This is a genomic window from Saccharothrix coeruleofusca, assembly GCF_017876325.1.
Taxonomy (GTDB): Bacteria; Actinomycetota; Actinomycetes; order Mycobacteriales; family Pseudonocardiaceae; genus Actinosynnema; species Actinosynnema coeruleofuscum.
On record NZ_JAGINV010000001.1, the window covers coordinates 5311355 to 5330455 of the forward strand.

The following is a 19101-nucleotide window of genomic DNA, read 5'->3' on the forward strand; positions in this document are numbered from 1 at the left end:
AGCGTATCCGCCTTGACCCCAGGCCACCGCAGGAGCATCCTAGGCTTATTCAACTAGTGTTGAAAACGGGGTGAGGACGATGGAGAGGACCACGGTGGCCGTCGTCGGCGGCGGTCCCGCCGGGATGGTGCTGGGCCTGTTGCTGGCCCGCGCAGGCGTCGAGGTCACCGTTCTGGAGAAGCACGCGGACTTCCTGCGGGACTTCCGCGGCGACACGGTGCACGCGTCGACCCTGACGCTGCTGGACGAGCTGGGGCTCGGGCCGTCGTTCGCCGACGTGCCGCACCAGCTGATCGACCGGGTCCAGGTGATGCTGGACAGCGGGGTCACCACGATGGCCGACCTGTCGCGGCTGCCCGGACCGCACAAGCACATCGCGATCGTCCCGCAGTGGGACTTCCTGGACCTGCTCGCCGACGCGGCCAAGCAGGAGCCGACCTTCACGCTCCGGATGAACGCCGAGTTCACCGGGCTGGTGCGCACCGGCGGCGGCAGGGTGACCGGGCTGCGCTACCGCACGTCCGACGGCGAGGTCCGCGAGCTGGCCGCCGACCTCGTGGTCGCCGCGGACGGCAGGCGCTCCGCGGTGCGCGAGGCCGCCGGGCTGGCGGTCCACTCGTTCGGCGCGCCGATGGACGTGTGGTGGTTCCGCGTGCCGCGCAGGCCCGACGACCCGACGGGCGGCCTCGGCCGGTTCTCCAGCGGGTCCGGGCTGGCGATGATCCCGCGCGGCGACTACTTCCAGTGCGCCTACCTGATCCGCAAGGGCACCGACCGGCGGCTGCGCGCCGAGGGGGTCGAGGCGTTCCGCGAGCGGGTCGCGAAGCTGGTGCCGTGGGTGGCGGACCGGCTCGGCGTGATCGAGTCGCTGGACGACGTGAAGCTGCTGGACGTGAAGCTGGACCGGCTGCGTCGCTGGCACGCCGACGGCCTGCTGTGCGTCGGCGACGCCGCGCACGCCATGTCGCCGATCGGCGGCGTGGGCATCAACCTGGCGGTGCAGGACGCGGTGGCCGCGGCGCGGGTCGTCGCCGGTCCCGCCAAGCTGGGCCGGATCACGCCCGCGGTGCTGGCCAAGGTCCGGCGGCGGCGGTGGTTCGCCACCGTGGTGACGCAGAACATCCAGCGGTTGGTGCAGAACGCGTTCCTGCGCCGCACGCTGGACGGCGGTTCGACCGTCGCGCAAGGGCGCACGCCCCGGCCGGTGCGGTTGATGCGGCGGTTCCCGCCGCTGCAGGTGGTGCCCGCCTACCTGGTGGCGATCGGCCTGCGGCCCGAGCACGCCCCGGCGTTCGCCCGGCGCGAGCCCGCCAGGGTGCCGCGCACCTGAGCCCGCACGCCGTCCGCGAGCACCACCCGACGGGGGGCCGGGTGGTGCTCGCGGACGCGGTTTCAGCGGTTGGCGACCTGGTTGGTGAGGGTGCCCAGGCCCTCGACGGTGACCGACACCGTCTGGCCCGCCTTCATCGGGCCCACGCCCGCCGGGGTGCCGGTGAGGATCACGTCCAGCGGGCGCAGCGTCATCACCGAGGAGATGTACTCGATCAGCGCGGGGATGTCGTGCACCAGCATGGAGGTCCGCGCGTCCTGCTTGACCTCGCCGTCCAGCTCGGTGCGGATGCGCGCGTCGGACGGGTCGAACTCGGTCTCCACCCACGGCCCCAGCGGGCAGAAGGTGTCGAAGCCCTTGGCGCGGGTCCACTGGCCGTCGGACTTCTGCAGGTCGCGAGCGGTCACGTCGTTGGCGATGGTGTAGCCCAGCACGGACTGCGCGGCGCGCGAGGCGGGGATGTCCCGCCCTCCCACGCCGACCACCACGGCCAGCTCGCCCTCGAAGTCCACCCGCTCGGACACCGCGGGCAGCTTGATCTCCGCGTTCGGCCCGATCACCGCGGTGTTGGGCTTGAGGAAGATCAGCGGGCTCTCGGGCACCTCGTTGCCGAGCTCCGCCGCGTGCTCGGCGTAGTTGCGGCCGACGCAGACGATCTTCGGCGGCAGGAACGGGGCCAGCAGCCGCACGTCGGCCAGCGGCCAGCGGCGGCCGGTGAACGTCGGCTTGCCGAAGGGCTCGTCGGCGATCTCGGCGGCGACCAGGTCGTCGCCCTCGCCTTCGATCGCGGCGAAGGCCAGGCCATCTGGTTGGGCGATTCGGGCAATGCGCACGGACTTCACCCTAACCGCAGGCCCGCGCGCTCACGAGCCCACCAGGTCGGCGGCGGCCCGCATCGCCTTGTGCGCCAGCGCGTCGCACAGCGCCAGCCAGCTCGCCTCGACGATGTTGCCGTGCACCCCCACCGTGGTCCACTCCCGCTCGCCGTCGGTGGACTCCACCAGCACGCGGGTGACCGCGTCGGTGCCGTGCTGATCGGTGAGGATGCGCACCTTGTAGTCGTTCAGCTCCACCCGGTCCAGCCAGGACAGGTGCGGCAGCAGCGCCTTGCGCAGCGCCGCGTCCAGCGCGTGCACCGGGCCGTTGCCCTCGGCGGTGGCGATGACCCGCTCCCCCGCCACGTGCACCTTGACCGTGGCCTCGGACACGATCAGGCCGTCCGAGCGGTGGTCCAGCACCACCCGGTAGGACTCCAGGGCGAACGGCGGCGAGTCCAGTTCGGACAGCTCCCCGCGCAGCAGCAGCTCCAGCGAGGCGTCGGCGGCCTCGAACGACCAACCGCCCGCCTCCAGCTCCTTGACCTTGCGCACCGCGCTGCTCAGCGCCTCCGGCTTGCGGGCCAGGTCGATGCCGAACTCGCGGCCCTTGAGCTCCAGGCTGGCCCGCCCGGCCATCTCGGTGACCAGCACCCGCATCCCGTTGCCGACGGCCTCCGGGTCGATGTGGTTGTACAGCTCCGGGTCGACCTTGATCGCGCTCGCGTGCAGCCCCGCCTTGTGGGCGAAGGCCGACGACCCGACGTAGGCCTGGTGGGTGTCGGGCGCGATGTTCGCGATCTCGGCCAGGGCGTGGGACACCCTGGTCAGCTCGGGCAGCGACTCGGCGGGCAGCACCGGCATCCCGAGCTTGGTCACCAGATTCCCCACGACGGCGAACAGGTCCGCGTTGCCCGCCCGCTCGCCGTACCCGTTGGCGGTGCACTGGACGTGGGTCGCACCCGCTTGCACCGCCGCGATGGTGTTGGCCACCGCGCAGGAGGTGTCGTCCTGGCAGTGGATGCCGACCCGGAAGCCGGTGCGGGCCACCACGTCGGCGACCGTCCGCGACAGCCCCAGCGGGAGCTGGCCGCCGTTGGTGTCGCACAGCACCACCACGTCCGCGCCACCTTCCACAGCGGACTCCAGCACGCGCAGCGCGGTGTCCGGGTCGAAGGCGTAGCCGTCGAAGAAGTGCTCGGCGTCGAGGAAGACCCGCCTGCCCTCGCCCACCAGGAACCGCACGGTGTCCTTGACCATCGCGCAGTTCTCGGCCACGTCGGTGCGCAAGGCGCGCTCGATGTGCCTGCGGTCGGACTTGGCCACCAGCGTGACCACTGGGGCGCGGGAGTCCAGCAGCGCGCGCACCTGCTGGTCCTCATGGACCTTCGCGCCCGCCTTGCGGGTGGCGCCGAACGCCACCAGCTGCGCGTGCTTGAGCTCCAGGTCGCCCGCCGCGGCGCGGGCGAAGAACTCGGTGTCCTTGGGCAGCGCGCCCGGCCAGCCGCCCTCGATGAAGCCCACCCCCAGCGAGTCCAGCAGGCGGGCCACCACCAGCTTGTCGTTGACCGAGTAGGAGATGCCCTCGCGCTGCGCGCCGTCCCGCAAGGTCGTGTCGTAGACGTGGAAAGAATCGCCGAGGGTGGTCACGGGGGCTCCTGGGGCTTTCGGGTCGCGGGGTGGTGGGGGTGGCGGAAAAACAAAAAGACCCCCCGCAGGGATGCGAGAGGTCGGCGCGCCGGGTGCTCGGGGAGCTTCAGCCGGCGCGCTCGTCGATAATGATCGCGGTGTGGTGGGCCACGCCAGGGATAGTGCCACACCCCGCCCGCCCGTACCAGTCCACGGGCGGGCTGTCCCACATTCTGGTTACGCGCCCGCGAGGTAGCGGGCCAGCGCCTCGATCGCGGCGGGGTTGCGCGGCCCCTCCACCAGCGCCGCGTAGGGCAGGGCGAAGAACCGGCCCTCGCGCACCGCGGTGACCCCGGCCAGCGGCGGGTAGGAGCGCAGGAACGCCTCCTTCTGCTGCGGCGTGTCGGCGTCGCCGTCGGCGTAGTCGTTGATCAGGACGACCTCGGGGTCGCGGGCCACCACGGCCTCCCACCCGACGGTGGTCCAGCTGTCGTCGAGGTCGCCGAAGATGTTGTCCCCGCCCGCGTGGCCGATGATGTCCTGCGGCGCGGCGTTGCGGCCCGAGGTGAACGGCTGGTCCAGCCCGCTGTCGTAGAGGAACACCCTGGGGCGCGGCCTGCCCGCCATCAGCTCGGCGGCGCGGGCGACCTGCGCCTGGTACTCGGCCACCAGCCGCTCGGCCCGGTCGCTCACGCCGAAGATCCGGCCGAGGTTGCGCAAGTCGGTGTAGAGGGCCTCCAGCGGCGGCATGATGCCGCGCTGCTTGCCCACGCCGTTGCGGCACGCCTCGGTGAGCTGGTAGGTGGCCACGCCCAAGTCCCGCAACGAGTCCGGGGTCAGGCCGGTGCTCTCCGAGAAGCCGTAGTTCCACCCGGCGAACACCAGGTCCGCGCCCGCCCCCTGGACGACCTCCTTGCTGATCCGCTCGGCCAGCTTGGGCACCCGGTCGAAGTCCGCCTTCCACGGCGAGGTCTCCACGTCGCGGTGCTGGCCGGGACCGACCACGTACCCCACCACGCGGTCGGCCAGCCCCAGCGCGAACATCAGCTCGGTGATGCCGGTGTCGTTGGTGACCACCCTCGTCGGCGTGCGGTAGGACACCTCCTGGCCGCAGTTGGTGACCGTGGTGGTGACGCCACCCTGCTCCTGCGCGACGGTCGCGCCGCAAGCCGTGGTGAGCAGGACGAGGCCGAGCGCGGCGAACCTTCTCACGGGGTTTCCTCCTGGAGGTCGAACAGCAGTTGCGGCGCACCGCTGACCGGGTGCCGCACGACGTGGGCGCGCACCCCGAAGACGTCGGCGACGAGATCGGGGGTGAGCACGTCGGCGGGCGTCCCGCTGGCCACCACCCGCCCCCGCGCCAGCACGTGCACCCGGTCGCAGTGCGCGGCGGCGAGGTTGAGGTCGTGCAGCACGGCCAGCACGGTCACGCCCAGCCCGCGCACCAGGCGCAGCACGGCGAGCTGGTGGTGGATGTCGAGGTGGTTGGTCGGCTCGTCGAGCACCAGCACCCGCGGCTGCTGCGCCAGCGCCCGCGCGATCAGCACCCGCTGCCGCTCACCGCCGGACAGCGTCAGGAACCCCCGGTCCGCCAGATGCGCGGCGTCCACATCGGACAGCGCCGTCTCGACGACCCGCCGGTCGTGCGCCGACTCCCTGGCGAAGCCGCGCTGGTGCGGCAACCTGCCGGTGGCGACCACCTCGGCCGCCGTGAAGTCGAACTCCAGGCTGCTGTCCTGGATCAGCGCGGCCAGGTGCCGCGCGATGTCCCCGCGCTCCTCGCCGTCCAGCAGCACCCGGCCGGCGCTGGGCTTGAGCGCCCGGTAGACGCAGCGCAGCGCGGTGGACTTGCCGCTGCCGTTGGGCCCGACGATGCCGTGCACCTCGCCGCTGCGCGCGGCCAGCGTGACGCCGTGCAGGATCGGCGCGTAGTCCAGGTCCTGGATCTCGACGTCCATCAGCGTCCCCCGAAGACGTAGCCGCGACGGCGCATCAGCAGCACGAAGCACGGCACGCCCAGCGCGGCGGTGATGACCCCCAGCGGCAACTCCTCCGGCGCCGCCAGCAGGCGCGCGGCGACGTCCACCCACACCAGGAAGCAGGCCCCCGCCAGCGGAGCCACCACCAGCACCCGGCGGTGGTCCGCGCCCACCAGCAGCCGCACCACGTGCGGCAGCACCAGCCCCACGAAGCCGACCGCGCCGCTGACCGCCACCAGCACACCGGTCATCGCCGCGGTGACCACGAACAGGCCGCGGCGCAGCCGGGTCACGTCCACCCCGAGCGTGGTCGCCGCCTCGTCCCCCATCGCCAGCGCGTTGAGCACCCTGGCCTTGCCCAGCAGGAACGCGATCCCGGCCGCCGTGGTGACCGCGGCCACCGGAAGCGCCGCCCAGGTGACCCCGCCGAGGCTGCCCAGCAGCCAGAACATCGCGGAGCGGGCCGCCTCGCCCCTGGGCGCCTGGAACACCAGCAGCATGGCGATGGCGGAGAACCCGTACGCCATCGCCGTCCCGGTCAGGACCAGGCGCAGCGGCGTGAGGCTCCTGGCCACCAGGTACACCAGCGCCATGGCGGCCAGGGCGGACAGGAACGCCGCGGTGGACAGGGCGTAGATCCCCAGTGAGGCGAACAGGCCGAACGCGGCCACGGCCGTCGCGCCCACGCTCGCCCCCGAGGAGATGCCCAGGACGTACGGGTCCGCCAGGGGGTTGCGCACCAGCGCCTGCACCGCCACGCCCACCGTGGACAGCCCGGCGCCGACCACCGCGGCCAGCAGCACCCTGGGCAGGCGGATGTCCCAGACGATCCGGTAGGCGCCCGCCTGGGAGACGTCGATGGTGTCGCCGACGACGGCGGCCCGCAGCAGGGCCAGCACGTCGGGCAGGGGAATCCGCACCGGGCCCAGGGCGACCCCGCAGACCAGGGAGAGCGCCAGCAGGGCGGTGAGGATCAGGCAGGTCCGGGCGGTGCCGGGTGCGGCGCGGGTCACCGGTCGCCTTTCGGGCGGGTGGCCACGGCCGGTGGACGCGCGGGAGCGGCGCCGTTCCGTCCCGCAGACCACGGCGGGAGTGGAGTCTCGTGCACCGCCCGCGGGTGATCGGGCTCGCCCAGCCGTCGCTGGGCCTACCGTTGCGGGTCAGCGCCGGACTTCGACCGGACTTCCCCCACGGGGCGGCACCCAGACCCTACGTCCCCACGCCGCGAGTCGAACGCTCAGGCACCCCGAACTCAACGTTCGCGCATCCCAAGCCGCACTTTGCGCACGTCAGGTAGTAGTTACCGGCCCCCGCGCGCCCCTCGGGTAGTACTTGCCCACGCACCAGGGGCGCGCGCGGAGCGCGTGCAGCGGGACGGCGCGACCCGCCGTCCTTGGCGGCCTGCCGCGCGGCGAGCGCGCTTTGCTGGACAACCCAGCACGAACGACGAACTCAGGGGTCCTGAGCGTTCGACTCGCGGAAAAAGGGGGAGCCGAGCGCCCCGGAGGGCGCTCGGCTCCGTCGGGGTCAGGCGCCCGCGCGGGCGTTGGACGACACCAGGGCCGCCAGGCGGTCGCCCACCGCGTAGGTCGCGCCGGGCGAGTTGTGGTCGCGGGTGGCCAGGTCGAACGCCACCGACGCCTCGATCCGCCGGGCCGCCTCGCTCTCGCCGAGGTGGTCCAGCATCAGCGCCACCGACAGCACCGCCGCGGTCGGGTCGGCCACGCCCTGGCCCGCGATGTCCGGCGCGCTGCCGTGCACGGGCTCGAACATGCTCGGGTTGCGCCGGGTCACGTCGAGGTTGCCGCTGGCCGCCAGGCCGATGCCGCCGGTCACCGCCGCCGCCAGGTCGGTCAGGATGTCGCCGAACAGGTTGTCGGTGACGATCACGTCGTACCGGCCGGGGTCGGTCACCAGGTGGATGGTGGCCGCGTCGACGTGCTGGTAGGCCACGGTCACGTCCGGGTGCTGGAGCGAGACCTCCTCGACCACGCGCGACCACAGCGAGCCCGCGTGGGTGAGCACGTTGGTCTTGTGCACCAGCGTCAGGTGCTTGCGCGGCCGGTTGGCCGCCCGCGCGAACGCGTCCCGGACGACCCGCTCCACGCCGAACGAGGTGTTGATGGACACCTCGGTGGCGATCTCGTGCGGGGTGTCCTTGCGCAGCAGGCCGCCGTTGCCCGCGTACAGCCCCTCGGTGCCCTCGCGCACCACCACCATGTCGATCTCCGGCGGGTCCGCGATGGGGCTGCGGACGCCGGGGTACAGCCGCGCGGGCCGCAGGTTCACGTGGTGGTCGAGCTCGAACCGGAGCCGGAGCAGCAGACCCCGCTCCAGGATGCCGCTGGGCACCGACGGGTCGCCCACGGCACCGAGCAGGATCGCGTCGTGCTGGCGCAGTTCGCCCAGCACGGACTCCGGCAACAGCTCACCTGTGGCGTGCCAGCGCGCCGCACCGAGGTCGTAGCGGGTGATCTCGGCCGCCGGGACGACCTCCCCCAGCACCTTCAGCGCCTCGGCGACGACCTCGGGCCCGATCCCGTCTCCTGGGATCACTGCGAGCCGCATTAACACACCTCCCAGGTATCAGTCCCATTTCTCGGGACTAGTTTCCATTGCGAAAGGCTACCGGCCCGGTGGTGCTCCGCCGCACCCGGAACACGCCCGAGTGGGGATATCTCCCGGACTGCGGGACACCCGAACGGTCCAGAACCCCCGTTCGGCCGTCACCCGAAGCGACTAAACAGCTCTGGCCGGCCGGGAGCAACCCCGGCCGGCCAGAGCGGCGCATCGGATCAGCCCGCCGAACGGCCGCCCGCGCCCCTCACCTTGACCACGTCGGCCTTGTCGCCGGTGGCGTTGTGGTGGTTGAGCACGAGCAGGCTGTCCGCGCTCGTGCCCGGCGTCCGGTTGACCACCAGGGCCGTGCCCGGCCGCGCCAGGTAGGACAGCGCGGCGTCGCCGCCGCCCTGCGCCCACAGGCCCGGCTTGAGCGGGTCGTAGGACAGCGTGCCGGTGTTGTCGACCACGGCGGCGCTGTTGCCCGGCGCGATGTAGAAGCCCGTCGTGCCGACCTGGTAGGACAGCTTGGCGGTGTCGGCCTCCGGGTCCAGGCCCAGCGCGGTCAGCAGCACCGGCAGCACCACCACGTTGGTGTCGAAGACGTTGGTGTCCACGTCGCCGAACTGGCCGTTGACCGGCTGGATGTCGACGGTCTGCTCGGTGGCCAGGTTCTGCGTGACGGCGACCAGCAGGTCGGTGTCGGCCAGCTTGGTCGCGTAGGTCTCGAAGTCCGGCACCCCGTCACCGGTGGTGTCGATGTCGACGAACGGGATGGTGTTGTTGCCGAGGTTGTACCAGTTGCCCCAGGTCGCCAGGCCGAACGCGAGCAGCGACTCGTGCGGCTTGCCCTGCGCCCTGGCCAGCGGCGCGGTCGACGCGGCGCCGACGTAGCGCAGGTCGCCGCCCTTGGCGGTGTCGTTGAGCGTGCAGCCCGAGGTCACCTGGCGGCGGCACTCGGGCAGCTTCGGCGAGGTGGCCTGCAGCTCCAGCACGCTCACCAGCGAGCGGTACGCGCCCTGGTCGACGCCGCGGCCGGTCAGGTTCAGCACGGCCTGGTCGGCGCCGCGGGTGAACTTGACGTCGGCGGGCACGTTGATGTCCGACACCGGCTTGGGCGCGGAGTGCACCGGCACCCGCAGCGGGACCGAGGAGCCGCTCTTGGGCGTGAGCACCACGCGACCGGAGGCGTCGGCCAGGAACTGGCGCGGCGTGTCCAGGTGCAGCGGCTGCACGGTCGGGTCGACGGTCTTGCGCAGCTCGCTCGGGTTGTCGATCTTCAGCGTCACCTTGACCTTGGCCACGCCGCGCGGGCTGAGCCGCACGGTGTTGGCCGACAGCTCGTAGCGCACGCCGGGGATGGTGGTCAGCGCCTCGTAGCCGACGGCGTAGTCGACCCACTTGGTGCTCTTGTTGACCACCTTGATCGTCTTGGACAGCGCGACCTTGCCGGAGACCTCGACCACGCCGAAGGACGCGCTGACCGCGCCGGGGTCGTCCTGCACGTAGGCCAGGACCTGGTTGTCCAGGGCGGCCTTGCCGTCGACGCGGCCGGAGCCGACGCGGTTGGGCGCGTAGGTCCTGCCGTCCTCCTTGACGTCGGCGTTCGCCGAGTTCATCACGGCCGCCTTGACCTCTTCCGGCGTCCAGTCCGGGTGGGCCTGGCGCACCAGCGCGGCGATGCCGGTGGTGTGCGGCGCGGCCATCGAGGTGCCGCTGGCGGCCATCACGCCGTTGCCGGAGCCCACCAGCGCCGAGGCGATGCTGTCGCCGGGGGCGGCCACGTCCGGCTTCACGGCCGGGCCGCGCACCCCGCGCGAGGTGAACGTGCTGGGGGTGTCGGTGATGGACTGGTCGTAGGTCGGCAGCGAGGTGCGCAGCTCGCCCGCCTGGCGCACCACCAGGGTGCCCGCGGTCAGCGCCGGGCGCAGCGCCGCGGTGGCCGAGCTGGTGAGCTGGAACACCGGGATGGCGGCGTTGCCCGCGATGCCCGCGTTGAAGTGCTCCAGCGACGAGGTGAACAGCGCGCCCGACGCGCCCGCGGCGGTGGCGTTGTTGGCGCGGGCGCCGGAGCCGCAGCGGCGGCTGGCGTCGTTGTCGTCCCACTCCAGCCACACGAACTTGCCCGCCACCGCGGCCTGGTCGGCGGCCGAGAACGGCTGGCAGCCGTCCGCGTTGGACGGATCGGTCAGCGCCACCACCGGCGCGGTCGCGCTGAAGCCCTGGTAGTCGAAGTTCTGGCTGTACTGGCCGGGTTTCCCGCCCGCCGCGCCGGGGGGCGCGGTCACCTCGACCGCGTCGCGCAGCACGTAGGCGTCGCGGGTGCTGGCCACGGTCAGCGCCTCGGGGGTGCTGCCCGGCGAGCCGCCGATGTCGTAGAGGTCGCCGCCGTTGCCCGCGGCGAACACGGTCAGCACGCCGGAGGCGTTGAGCTTGCGGACGAACAGGCTGTCCGGGTCGTCCGGGGCGCCGTAGTCCGAGCCCAGCGACAGGTTCACCACGTCGAGGTGGTCGGAGAAGTCGCCGTCGCCGTCGGGGTCCAGCGACCAGTCCAGCGCCTGCGAGGTGACGCTGGTGGAGCCCTCGCAGCCGAACACCTTCAGCGCGTACAGCAGGGCCTTGGGCGCGGTGCCGGGGCCGATGCGCATGGCGTTGAGCGCTTCGGGGGTGAGTCGGGTGTAGTCACCGGTGAAGGTGGACCCGTCGGCGTTGACGCCGAAACCGGCCGCGGTGCCCGCGACGTGCGAGCCGTGGCTGTTGCAGTCCAACGGGTTCGGGTCGGGCTTGGGGGTGTTGACGGCCGGGTCTTCGCTGTCGGCGTCGTAGGCGTTGCCGACGAAGTCGTAGCCGCCGACGACCTTGGCGGTCGGGAAGTACGACGGGTCGACCTTGGTCTCGTCGATGGCCTTGAACGCCTCGGGGGTGCCGGGGCCGCCGAAGTCGGCGTGGGTGTAGTCGATGCCGGTGTCGATGACGCCGACCCGGACGTCCTCGCCGAGCCTGCCGTACTGCTGCCACGCCTTGAGGGTGTTGGTCAGCTGCACGGCGCTGGAGTTGGTGCTCTTCTTGGGCACCACGGTGCGCACGGACTTCACGTCCGGGCGGGCGGCCAGCTCGCGGACCCGTGCCGCGTCGGCGGTGACCACCACGCCGGGCACGCCGTTGGCGGTCCGGTAGACCTCCTTGGTGCTCGCGTCCTTGCCGCGCAGCTCGCCGACCACCCGGTCGACGACCTTCGCGGTCTCGTTCTTGGTGGCCTTGGCCGCGTCCTTCGCCTGCTGCCTGCTCGCGCCCTGGCCGGTCTTCTCCGCGTAGGCGTCGACGGCGGGCTTGGCCGCCAGCTCGACGAACGCGGTCACCCTGCCCTGGGCGGTGGACAGCCGCGGCGCGATCTTGGTCCGCAGCGCGGCGGCGTCCATGCCGCGCGCGGCGGCCACGGACTGCGCCAGTGGGTCCTCGTCCGCCAGCGCCGTGCCGGGAACCGCGCTCACGACGAGCATCGCGGCCAACACCGGTGCGGCTGATCTGGCGACCACACGGGATCTGCTCACAACATGCCCCAACCGAGGTCGGGTACGACCCTGCGGCGGCGGACCGGGAGTGGGAACCGAGTGGGGAGCTGCCCGCGTGGCGCCGTGCCCTCTACGGCGCCGGGTCGACCTCGTGGGAGGCAACCTAATCCGTTCACCGTTTCGAGCGATTAGTCCGACAGGGTGATGACGCCCACAGATTTAACACCTGACCGTGAACTGGAACGCCGTCGGGACCTGCGGCGATATTCACCGCAACGGTCCCGACGGCGTTAACCCGTTCGGGGAATCCGGCTCAGTCGAAGTTGACCGAGCGGACGGTGCGCGCGCCCACCGCCGCACCGATCGGGTTGAGCACCGCGGTGTCCACCGGGCGGTCCACGCGCAGCAGCATGAAGGCGTCCGCGCCGTCCTTGGTCTGGCTGATCTGCGCGGCCTCGACGTTGACGCCCGCCTCGCCGAGCAGGGTGCCGACGGTGCCCATCACGCCGGGGCGGTCCGGGTACTCCAGCAGCAGCACGTTGCCCTCGGCGCGCAGGTCGAAGCTGCGGCCGTTGACGCCCACCAGCTTCTGCACCTGGTCCAGGCCGGTCAGCGTGCCCGACACCGACAGCACCGCGCCGTCGGCCTGCACCGCGCGCACCGTCACCAGGCTGCGGTGGTTGGCGCTCTCCGGCTCCTTGACCAGCTCGACGGTCACGCCCAGCGAGGCGGCCAGGCTCGGCGCGTTGACGAAGGTGACCTGCTCCTCCACCACGCTGGAGAACACCCCGCGCAGCGCGGCCAGCGGCAGCACCTCGACGTCCTCGTTGGACAGCTCGCCGCGCACCTCGACGGTGACCGAGGTCGGGGCCTTGGCGCTGAGCGCCGCCACCACCGTGCCCAGCTTCTGCACCAGCGGCAGGTAGGGCCGGACCTCCTCGCCGACCACGCCGCCGCCCTGCACGTTCACCGCGTCCGGCACGAAGTCGCCCGCCAGCGCCAGCAGCACCGACTTGGCCACGTCGGTGCCCGCGCGGTCCTGCGCCTCGCTGGTGGACGCGCCCAGGTGCGGGGTGACCACCACGTTGGGCAGGCCGAACAGCGGGCTGGCCGTGGTCGGCTCGGTGGCGAACACGTCGATGCCCGCGCCGCCGACCTGGCCGTCCTTGATGGCCTGGGCCAGCGCGTCCTCGTCCACCAGGCCGCCGCGGGCGGCGTTGACGATGATGACCCCGCGCTTGGTCTTGGCCAGCTGCTCGGCGCCGATCAGGCCCTTGGTCTCGGGGGTCTTGGGCAGGTGGATGGAGATCGCGTCGGCGCGCTCCAGCAGCTCCTCCAGGCTGACCAGCTCGATGCCCAGCTGGGCGGCGCGGGCCGGGGCCACGTACGGGTCGTAGGCGATCAGCTGGGTGCCGAACGCGGCGAGCCGGGCCGCGAACAGCTGGCCGATCTTGCCCAGGCCCACCACGCCCACGGTCTTGCCGTTGAGCTCGACGCCGTTGAAGGAGCTGCGCTTCCACGCGCCGCCGACCAGGCTGGCGTGCGCGGCCGGGATCTGCCTGGCCACCGACAGCAGCAGCGCCACGGCGTGCTCGGCGGCGGAGACGATGTTGCTGGTCGGCGCGTTGACCACCATGACGCCGCGCGCGGTGGCCGCCGGGACCTCGACGTTGTCCAGGCCGACGCCCGCGCGGGCGACCACCTTCAGCTTGGTGGTGGCCGCGAAGACCTCGGCGTCGACCTTGGTGGCGGACCGGACGAGCAGCGCGTCGGCGTCGGCGACGGCGGCCAGCAGCGCGGGGCGGTCGGTGCCGTCGACGTGGCGCACCTCGATGTCGTCGCCGAAGACGTCGAGGACGGAGGGCGCCAGCTTCTCGGCGATCAGGACGACGGGTCGGCTCGTGTTGGTCACGGACGTGGCTCCCGGTGGTGTGCTGGTGGGTGGGAGCGCGGGCCAGCGGGGACACCCGCGCCAGCCGGCCACGGCAATGTGTCCGGGTTGTTAACAGGATAGCTGGCCGGGGTCGGCGTCCGTGGCCGGGTGGGGCAGTTCACCTGCGCATTTCCACATCGCGGCTATATTGGCCCCGCTGTCCGGTTCGTCACCGAACGAAATTCAGATTTCCCCACCGCCCAATCCCCGCGTCCGCAAGTACTACCCGTGGGGTCCGGTCGAGCGCATAACTACTACCCGTGCCGGTGGAACGTGAGCCGGGTAGTAGTCAGCGGCCCATTACGACGGGTCGGGTACCGGGGTTTGATTATGGGGTTGATGGGGTGGGGTCGAGGGTGAGGCCGGTGTGGGTGAGGAAGCCGGCGAGCAGGGCGGGGTGGCGTTGGATGTGGCGTAGTCCGCGGCGGGCGGCGTGGGTGAGTTCGGGGAGACTGCGGGCGGCCAGGTTGGCCAGGCTGGTGTTTTTCAGGTGTGCCCAGACGCCTTCGGTGGGGTTGAGGTCGGGGGCGTAGGCGGGCAGTTGGACCACGGTCAGCCAGGCGGTGTTGTCCTTGGTGTATTGCAGGGTCTTGCCCGACAGGTGTGCCGAGAGGTTGTCCCAGATCAGCACGATGGGGGCGTTGAGGCGGCGGTGCAGTCGGGTGAGCAGGGCGGGGAAGGTGGTGTTGGTGAAGCTGTGCTCGCGGGTGGCGTAGAGCAGTACCGGTGCCCGGTCGGGGTGGTAGCAGCAGATGCCGGCCAGGCTGATGCCGTTGCGATGTCGTCCGGCGATGCGCAGTTCGGGGGTGCGGCCCACCGGGGACCAGGTGCGTCGGGTGGGTGGGGTCATCGAGGCGCCCGCTTCGTCCTGGAAGCAGATCCACGCTGTCTGGCCCGCGGATGTTTTACCCGCGGCCACACCTCGGTGCGCCAGGCGGTGATCACCTCCTCGTTGCGTTCCAGGGCGCGGGTGCGGGGCATCTGCCAGGACCAGCCGATGCGGCGCAGCAGGCGCCAGATGCCGTCGGGGGCGGCATAGACCACGCCGGTGGTCTCGGTGATCACCCGGCCGATGCGGGCCAGGGTCCAGCGCTGGTCGGCCCAGCCGTGCGCGGCCGGGCCCTTGTCCAGTTCCCGCAGCACCGTGCGGATCTGCTCGTCGTCGAGGTAGCACCGCGCACCCGACGGGCCTGCCGAGAGCAGCCCGTCGACACCGTGTTCGGTGAAGTGTTTGCGCCACTGCGACACCGCCTGCGGGCTCACGCCCAGCAGGCGGGCGATATCGGCCTGGGACATCCCCTGGTCGAACAGGTCCGCCGCCCTGAGCCGGACCTGTTCACGCTCCTGACGCTCCGGGCCGGTCAGACCACCACCCAGCCTCATCGTCCCGGCTTAACACACCGACGGCCATTCCGCGACCGCAACCAGCCACATCAACCCCAAAAACAAACCTCAGTAGTACTTGCACGCGCGGTGGGACAGGGGGGCGGGGCTACCAGGGCTCGTCGAACTCGCCGTCCTTGACGCCCAGGATGAACGCCTCCCACTCGGCCGGGGTGAACACCAGCACCGTGCCGTCCGGCTGCGCCGAGTTCCGCATCGCCGTGTAGGTCACGCCGTCGGTGTGCTCGACGAACGCGATCTCGACGTGCTCCTCTTCCTCCTCCGCGCCCTCGTCGCTGCGAATCCACTTCGCCCCCGAGAGGTCGAGGTTGCCCCGCACGTGGGCCTTGTCGTCGTAGATCGGCGCGCTGTCGGTCATGTGCCAGGTATACCGGAGCCCGCGGCGTCTGCGACAGCCGCGGGCTCCGTTGCGGGAAAAGCTCGATCAGGCCGTTTCGGTGATCGGCCGGTCCACCCACGACATGAGTCCGCGCAGCTTCTTGCCGACTTCCTCGATCGGGTGCTGCTCGCCCTCCTGCTGCAACTTCTTGTAGTTGCCGCGCCCCGCGTCGTCCTCCTTCACCCATTCGGTGGCGAAGGTGCCGTCCTGGATCTCGCCGAGGATCTTGCGCATCTCCTCCTTGACCGCGGGCGTGATCACGCGCGGACCGCGGGTGAGGTCGCCGTACTCGGCGGTGTCGGAAATCGAGTACCGCATCCGGGCGATGCCGCCCTCGTACATCAGGTCCACGATCAGCTTCAGCTCGTGCAGGCACTCGAAGTAGGCCACCTCGGGGGCGTAACCCGCCTCGGTCAGCACCTCGAAGCCCGCCTGCACCAGCGCGGAGGCGCCGCCGCAGAGCACCGCCTGCTCGCCGAACAGGTCGGTCTCGGTCTCCTCCTTGAACGTGGTCTTGATGACGCCCGCGCGGGTGCCGCCGATGGCCTTGGCGTAGGACAGGGCCAGCGCCTGCGCCGAACCCGAGGCGTCCTGCTCCACCGCGATCAGCGCGGGCACGCCCTTGCCGTCGACGAACTGGCGGCGCACCAGGTGGCCGGGGCCCTTGGGGGCGACCATGGCGACGTCCACGTTGGACGGAGCCTCGATCAGGCCGTAGCGGATGTTGAACCCGTGGCCGAAGAACAGCGCGTCGCCGTCCTTGAGGTTGGGCGCGATGTCCTGGGCGTAGATGTGCCGCTGCGCGGTGTCCGGCGCCAGGATCATGATCAGGTCGGCCTCGGCGGCGACCTCGGCGGGCGTGCCCACCGGCAGGCCCTCCTCCTCCGCCTTGGCGCGGGACTTCGAGCCCTGGGGGAGGCCGATGCGGACGTCGACGCCGGAGTCGCGCAGGCTCAGCGCGTGGGCGTGGCCCTGGCTGCCGTAGCCGATGACCGCGACCTTGCGCCCCTGGATGATGCTCAGGTCGGCATCGTCGTCGTAGAAGATCTCGACGCTCACTGGTGGGTACTTCCTTCCTGGTTCCGGAAAATCAGCGCACCGCGGTCGCGGTGATGGAGCGGGCGCCGCGGCCGATGGCGACCATGCCCGACTGGACGATCTCGCGGAGCCCGTAGGGCTCCAGCATCCGCAGCAGCGCGTCGAGCTTCTCAGACGTGCCGGTGGCCTCGACGGTGACCGCCTCCGGGGAGACGTCGACGACCTTCGCGCGGAACAGCTGCACCGTTTCGAGCACCTGGCTGCGCACGGTGGCGTCCGCGCGGACCTTGACCAGCAGCAGCTGCCGCTGCACCGCGGCCGACGGCTCCAGCTCGACGATCTTGATGACGTTGACGAGCTTGTTCAGCTGCTTGGTCACCTGCTCCAGCGGCAGCTCGTCGACCGAGACCACGATGGTCATCCGGGAGATGTCCGGGTGCTCGGTGCGGCCGACGGCCAGCGACTCGATGTTGAAGCCGCGCCGGGAGAACAGGCCCGCGACCCGTGCGAGGACACCGGGTTTGTCCTCGACCAGAACGCTCAGGGTGTGCTTGGTCATCATCAGGTCCTAGACGTCGTCTTCGTCGAACAGCGGGCGGATGCCTCGGGCGGCCATGATCTCGCTGTTGCCGGTGCCCGCCGCCACCATCGGCCACACCTGGGCGTCCTTGCCGACCACGAAGTCGATGACCACCGGGCGGTCGTTGATCTCCATGGCCTGCTGGATCACCGCGTCGACCTCCTCGCGCGACTCCGCGCGCAGGCCCGCGCAGCCCAGCGCCTCGGCCAGCAGCTTGAAGTCGGGGATGCGGTGCTTGTGGGTGCCCAGGTCGGTGTTGGAGTAGCGCTCCCCGTAGAACAGGGTCTGCCACTGCCGGACCATGCCCAGGTTGCCGTTGTTGATGACCGCGACCTTGATCGGCAGGCCCTCGATGGCGCAGGTGGCCAGCTCCTGGTTGGTCATCTGGAAGCAGCCGTCGCCGTCGATGGCCCACACCTGCGACTGCGGCACGCCCGCCTTGGCGCCCATCGCCGCGGGCACCGCGTAGCCCATCGTGCCCAGGCCGCCGGAGTTGATCCAGCTGCGCGGGCGCTCGTACTTGACGAACTGCGCCGCCCACATCTGGTGCTGCCCGACGCCCGCGGTGAACACGGCGTCCGGCGGGGTCAGCGCGCCGATGCGCTCGATGACGTACTGCGGGGACAGGGTGCCGTCGTCGGGCCAGTCGTAGCCCAGCGGGAAGGTCTCCCGCCACGAGTCGATCTGCGCCCACCACGGCGCCAGGTCGACCTCGCGGGTGGCGTTGTCCCTCTCCGCCTTCACCGCGTCCACCAGCTCGGTGATGATCTCCTTGCAGTCGCCCACGATCGGCACGTCCGCGCGGCGGTTCTTGGAGATCTCCGCCGGGTCGATGTCGGCGTGCACGACCTGGGCGTCCGGCGCGAAGGTGGAAAGCTGGCCGGTGACCCGGTCGTCGAACCGCGCGCCCAGGGCGACCAGCAGGTCGGCCTTCTGCATCGCGGCGACCGCGGCGACCGTGCCGTGCATGCCCGGCATCCCCAGGTGCTGGGGGTGCGAGTCGGGGAACGCGCCGCGCGCCATCAGCGTGGTGACCACCGGGATGCCGGTGGACTCGGCCAGCTCCAGCAGCTGCGCCGAGGCGTCGGCCTTGATCACGCCGCCGCCGACGTAGAGCACGGGCCTGCGGGCGGTGGCGATCAGCTTCGCGGCCTCGCGCACCTGCTTGCCGTGCGGCCGGGTGGTCGGCCGGTAGCCGGGCAGGCGCAGCTCCGGCGGCCAGGAGAACGAGGTCATCTCCTGCAGCACGTCCTTGGGGATGTCCACCAGGACGGGGCCGGGGCGGCCGGTGGCCGCCAGGTGGAACGCCTCGGCGATCGCCCTCGGGATGTCCGCCGGGTCGGTGACCAGGAAGTTGTGCTTGGTGATCGGCATGGTGATGCCGCAGATGTCCGCCTCCTGGAAGGCGTCCGTGCCGATCAGCGGGCGGGTCTGCTGGCCGGTGATGGCGACCACCGGCACCGAGTCCATGTTGGCGTCGGCCAGCGGGGTCACCAGGTTCGTCGCGCCGGGGCCGGAGGTGGCCATGCACACCCCGACCCGACCGGTGGCCTGGGCGTAGCCGGTGGCCGCGTGGCCCGCGCCCTGCTCGTGGCGGACCAGCACGTGGCGGACCTTGGTGGAGTCCAGCAGGGGGTCGTAGGCGGGCAGGATCGTGCCGCCGGGGATGCCGAACACCACTTCGCAGCCCACGGCCTCGAGGGAGCGGACGAGGGACTGGGCGCCGGTCACGCGGACCGGGGCGCCGGTCGGCGGGGCCGGTTTGGGCCGGGGTCCTGGGCGGGGCGACGGCGTCTCGCCCGCCGCCGGTCGCGAGGTTGCGCTGGTCATCTGTCTGCCTCGTGGTGTGTGGGAACGCACGGTCCGGGCACGAAAAAACCCTCGTCGGCCCAGGGAACGGGTCGTACGAGGGTCGCGCGTCGACGCAAGCTTGTTCTTGGCCC

The 19101-nt window shown here is 71.7% G+C and carries 15 protein-coding genes and 1 riboswitch; of the genes, 1 reads left to right on the forward strand and 14 read right to left on the reverse strand.

What is annotated here, in order from left to right; genetic code table 11:
- The first annotated feature begins 79 nt into the window (after positions 1–79).
- The gene (locus JOF41_RS23905) at positions 80–1330 is read left to right on the forward strand and encodes an FAD-dependent oxidoreductase (RefSeq protein ID WP_189222790.1); all 1251 of its coding nucleotides are present in this window, start codon (positions 80–82) and stop codon (positions 1328–1330) included.
- A 62-nt stretch (positions 1331–1392) separates the two neighbouring features.
- On the opposite strand, the gene JOF41_RS23910 is transcribed toward JOF41_RS23905, so the two are convergent.
- From JOF41_RS23910 to JOF41_RS23975, 14 genes are all read right to left on the reverse strand, one after another.
- Positions 1393–2163 (reverse strand): fumarylacetoacetate hydrolase family protein, encoded by a 771-nt coding sequence (locus tag JOF41_RS23910; RefSeq protein WP_189222789.1) that lies wholly within the window; start codon positions 2161–2163, stop codon positions 1393–1395.
- A 30-nt stretch (positions 2164–2193) separates the two neighbouring features.
- Positions 2194–3795, reverse strand: a complete 1602-nt coding sequence (gene cimA, locus JOF41_RS23915) for a citramalate synthase (RefSeq protein WP_189222788.1) — start codon at positions 3793–3795, stop codon at positions 2194–2196.
- Positions 3796–4011: 216 nt separating this feature from the next.
- A complete protein-coding gene (locus JOF41_RS23920) occupies positions 4012–4986 on the reverse strand; it encodes an ABC transporter substrate-binding protein (RefSeq protein WP_189222787.1) in 975 nt (324 codons plus the stop codon).
- Entirely contained in the window at positions 4983–5732 is a 750-nt protein-coding gene (locus tag JOF41_RS23925) for an ABC transporter ATP-binding protein (protein ID WP_189222786.1), read from the reverse strand. Before JOF41_RS23925 ends, JOF41_RS23920 begins: the two co-directional genes overlap by 4 nt.
- On the reverse strand, positions 5732–6766 hold the full coding sequence (locus JOF41_RS23930; RefSeq protein ID WP_209622102.1) for a FecCD family ABC transporter permease: 1035 nt from the start codon (positions 6764–6766) through the stop codon (positions 5732–5734). The genes JOF41_RS23925 and JOF41_RS23930 overlap by 1 nt, the downstream gene beginning before the upstream one ends.
- 82 nt (positions 6767–6848) lie before the next feature.
- Positions 6849–6965: riboswitch (cobalamin riboswitch) on the reverse strand.
- 315 nt (positions 6966–7280) lie between these two features.
- On the reverse strand, positions 7281–8321 hold the full coding sequence (locus JOF41_RS23935) for a 3-isopropylmalate dehydrogenase (RefSeq protein ID WP_189222785.1): 1041 nt from the start codon (positions 8319–8321) through the stop codon (positions 7281–7283).
- A gap of 227 nt (positions 8322–8548) precedes the next feature.
- Positions 8549–11812 carry a S8 family peptidase gene (locus JOF41_RS23940; protein ID WP_209624407.1) on the reverse strand — a complete coding sequence of 1088 codons (3264 nt, stop codon included), beginning with the start codon at positions 11810–11812 and terminating at the stop codon, positions 8549–8551.
- Between the two features lie 325 nt (positions 11813–12137).
- A complete protein-coding gene (serA, locus tag JOF41_RS23945) occupies positions 12138–13736 on the reverse strand; it encodes a phosphoglycerate dehydrogenase (RefSeq protein WP_189222784.1) in 1599 nt (532 codons plus the stop codon).
- A gap of 349 nt (positions 13737–14085) precedes the next feature.
- On the reverse strand, positions 14086–14607 hold the full coding sequence (locus JOF41_RS23950; protein WP_209615493.1) for a transposase: 522 nt from the start codon (positions 14605–14607) through the stop codon (positions 14086–14088).
- A complete protein-coding gene (locus JOF41_RS23955) occupies positions 14604–15140 on the reverse strand; it encodes a winged helix-turn-helix domain-containing protein (RefSeq protein ID WP_189223275.1) in 537 nt (178 codons plus the stop codon). Before JOF41_RS23955 ends, JOF41_RS23950 begins: the two co-directional genes overlap by 4 nt.
- Before the next feature lie 109 nt (positions 15141–15249).
- Positions 15250–15519 carry a DUF397 domain-containing protein gene (locus JOF41_RS23960; protein ID WP_189222783.1) on the reverse strand — a complete coding sequence of 90 codons (270 nt, stop codon included), beginning with the start codon at positions 15517–15519 and terminating at the stop codon, positions 15250–15252.
- Between the two features lie 66 nt (positions 15520–15585).
- Positions 15586–16599: a ketol-acid reductoisomerase gene (ilvC, locus tag JOF41_RS23965; protein WP_209622105.1), complete on the reverse strand. Its 1014-nt coding sequence runs from the start codon at positions 16597–16599 to the stop codon at positions 15586–15588.
- Between the two features lie 31 nt (positions 16600–16630).
- Complete coding sequence (gene ilvN, locus JOF41_RS23970; protein WP_189222781.1) at positions 16631–17137, reverse strand: acetolactate synthase small subunit; 507 nt, start codon at positions 17135–17137, stop codon at positions 16631–16633.
- A gap of 9 nt (positions 17138–17146) precedes the next feature.
- Positions 17147–18988: an acetolactate synthase large subunit gene (locus tag JOF41_RS23975; protein WP_209622108.1), complete on the reverse strand. Its 1842-nt coding sequence runs from the start codon at positions 18986–18988 to the stop codon at positions 17147–17149.
- Positions 18989–19101: the final 113 nt, after the last annotated feature.